Origin of the sequence: Paenarthrobacter sp. PPS72 (assembly GCF_048537125.1) — a bacterium.
GTDB lineage: Bacteria > Actinomycetota > Actinomycetes > Actinomycetales > Micrococcaceae > Arthrobacter > Arthrobacter nitroguajacolicus_E.
The window spans coordinates 1-2674 of record NZ_JBLYIE010000116.1 but is presented as its reverse complement, the minus strand read 5'-3'; the positions used below and the strand labels follow the sequence as shown (position 1 = coordinate 2674).

At 59.8% G+C, this 2674-nt stretch carries 3 protein-coding genes; 2 read left to right on the top strand and 1 reads right to left on the bottom strand.

Annotated features, from left to right (window positions below):
- Positions 1-258 precede the first annotated feature (258 nt).
- On the top strand, positions 259-768 hold the full coding sequence (locus ACLRGI_RS23340) for a prevent-host-death protein (RefSeq protein WP_419203809.1): 510 nt from the start codon (positions 259-261) through the stop codon (positions 766-768).
- Between the two features lie 415 nt (positions 769-1183).
- Here ACLRGI_RS23340 and ACLRGI_RS23335 read toward each other — a convergent pair whose 3' ends face one another.
- Positions 1184-2377 carry a glycoside hydrolase family 26 protein gene (locus ACLRGI_RS23335; protein WP_419203808.1) on the bottom strand — a complete coding sequence of 398 codons (1194 nt, stop codon included), beginning with the start codon at positions 2375-2377 and terminating at the stop codon, positions 1184-1186.
- A gap of 71 nt (positions 2378-2448) precedes the next feature.
- On the opposite strand from ACLRGI_RS23335, the gene ACLRGI_RS23330 reads away from it, so the two are divergent.
- Positions 2449-2674 (top strand): SRPBCC family protein (locus tag ACLRGI_RS23330; RefSeq protein WP_419203807.1); only part of this gene is annotated, 226 nt, incomplete at its 3' end.

The window sequence follows — 2674 nt, the reverse complement described above, 5'->3', positions numbered from 1 at the left end:
GTATAAGAGACAGGTATCAATCCTCTACATAAGGCAAGGACCGCACGGTTGAAGGGCCCCTTTGGATCCGGCTGGACGCTGTAGTGGGAAAGTGCTGCTGCCAGGGTGGGGTGATGCTCGGCTGAGAGTAGTTCGAAGCGGACGCGGAGCGGCAGCGGATCACAATTCCCAACGCCCGGCACAACACAGCTAACAGCGTGCGGGAGCGGCTGGAGCATCCTTCGACTTCAGAACACATTCTGAGTTACTGTGGACACTATGAGCGCTGCGACGAAACCACACGAAACTTCTCGTTCCTCTGGAAGCTCGCGGATTTCCGGGTCCGTCAAAACCCGGACTTCTTTCCAGTCCTCCGAACTCAGCCGCTCATCTGCGGAGGTGTTCGCCGCAGCTGCCGACCATCCTGTTCAGGTCACTCGCCGCGACGGTGAGTCCCTGGTGCTGATGTCGGAAAGCGCAGACGCCGCACGTCGATCATTATTGGAATTGGCGGCGCAGCTCGTTGCCGTCTCAACCAGTACTGAGGGGACGCTTGCTGCAGGCATGAGCGATCGCTTCCCGTGGATGCTTGCCCTGAGCCCAGCCGACCGAGAGGAGTGCGCAGCTGATGTCTTAGCAGCTGCGAGGGCATCTTTTGCCACAGATCAGCCCCATCTGGCCATAGCGGAATTGACCTCGTGGCGTGAAACCGCCACGGCTGTTGCTGCTGGACTTGGCGCTGAACCTACGGAGTGGCTCGAAGGCGCCGACGCGATCGAGCGTCCGTAAAAGATGGGCGAAGAACGAGAAAAAGAGCGTGGATTGTTCGACGGAATGAAGAGACTGACGAGGAATGGTCCGCCCTTCACTCGTCGGTTTTTTAGCATGGCCCGGTGAAGGGTCCGAGCAGCGCGGACCTGCAGTTGCTGTTCGGCGTTGAACTTCAGGATGTCACGCGGGCTAGTTGTATTGACCACGGAGGTTGGTGACGCGGCTGGCTGGCGGCTGCCGTCTGACGGAGAAATTCGACTGCTGGCCCAATGGAAGTGGCTTTGCATCGACCAGAGCTCCATCGTGATTGATGGAAGTAACTTCAGAGCTGCCGCAGCAAACGCGCAGAACATCTGGCCCCAACGCCGGGATAACGCGTACGACAGCGTTGCTGCCGCCACCTCATCTGACGACGGCGCCGTCACGGCCAGGCTCAGGAAGCCGGGCTTTCCGCAGGGGTGCACTCAGTAGGCGCTTCGGCGAATGTGAACCAGCCCGGGAGCGCCGTGGTGTAGGCCGCACGAACCTGCGGGTCCTTGGTTGCTGTCCAGTCCACGGTGGCCTTGACCTCAACCTCTTTCTTGTCCCACTCGAACCAGTTGATCATCTTCAGGGCGGGGTAGCCCCGGGGGATGGCGGGATCGAAGAGCTGGCCCCACCAGGCCTCTTTGATCGCCAAAACGTTGTCGCCCGCGCCTGAAGCGACGGCAAGAGCTGCGGTTTCGGGAATGGCAACGGGCTTGTTCCGGGCGGTTCCGTATTCGGCGTAGAAGTCGGGGACGGCCAGATCATTTCCGCCGGCGCCGTTGTAAGTGCCGGTGAGTTGCTGAAGGAATTTGCCCGGCTCGGGGATGACGTTCGCACCCCACGGGTAAGTGTTGCCCCAGTGATAAAGGGACATGCCCACCCAGTCCACTGCGTCGTCGCCGGGGTAGTAGGGCGCATACGGATCATCGGCTCCGGTTACCGTGCCGTCTTTGTCGGTGTCCAGCGCTGCGAAGTCAGGAGTGCCGGCCAAGGCCTGATACTGGCCGCCGCTGAAGGGATACCCGCCACCATAGTTCGGTGCCCACATCATGGCGCTGCCGGCGGTCTTGGAGTGGACCGCTTCAGCGATTCGCTGGTAGGCAGCCACATACGCAACGGGCTGCTGCCCCCAGGCGTACCAAGATCCGTTCATTTCGTGCGCGAACCTGACGATCACGGAAACGCCTGCATTGTTGTAGCGAGCCAACGTGGAGGCTAGTTCATCAGCTTTCTCCAAAGTCACCGCCGCCAGTCCTTCTTTGGGCTCCAGGGTGAGGAGCATCGTTCCGCCGTTGGCGCGGATTTGTTCAAAGGCTGCGTCGACGTTCTTTTTGTCGGTATCGGACATGGGAAAGTCGGTGAAAGTCACGGTTACAGCTGGCCGTTTACCCAGGTTGGCCGCATATTGTTCAAGAGTCTCGTGCTCCCAGTCCAGGTTCACACCGGCAAGAATTCCCTCAGCAGGCGGTAGCGGGCGGGTAGGCTCGCAAACGGGGAGGGGAGCCGTCCCCGGCTGGGGTCCGGCGCAACCGCCAACAAAGACAGCCAGCAGCACGCCGGTAGTGATCACAGCGCCGGTTTTACTGAGCCCCCAATTCATGGGTTTCAATTTAGCAGCGCCGCTGTAGCATCAAAACCATCACCGCATTTCGCGCGTAGAGGAGACGGAATATGTCCGACGGTACTGCCACCACTATTAGTAAGACCTTCAGCCGTGAAACGCGGGTCTCCAACACCATCGACGCGCCGCCATCCACTATCTGGCGGCTCCTGACGGATGCCAAGCATTACCCAGCCTGGAATTCCACCGTTGTTTCGGTAAATGGTGAAATCGGGCTCTTCAGAATTGAGAGTGTCTGTCTCTTATACACATCTGACGCTGCCGACGAGGAGCGTG

Bases quoted from the DNA above. Each gene is read 5' to 3' on its own strand.
- ACLRGI_RS23335 (WP_419203808.1), bottom strand. From the start codon at position 2,377: ATGAATTGGGGGCTCAGTAAAACCGGCGCTGTGATCACTACCGGCGTG.
- ACLRGI_RS23340 (WP_419203809.1), top strand. From the start codon at position 259: ATGAGCGCTGCGACGAAACCACACGAAACTTCTCGTTCCTCTGGAAGC.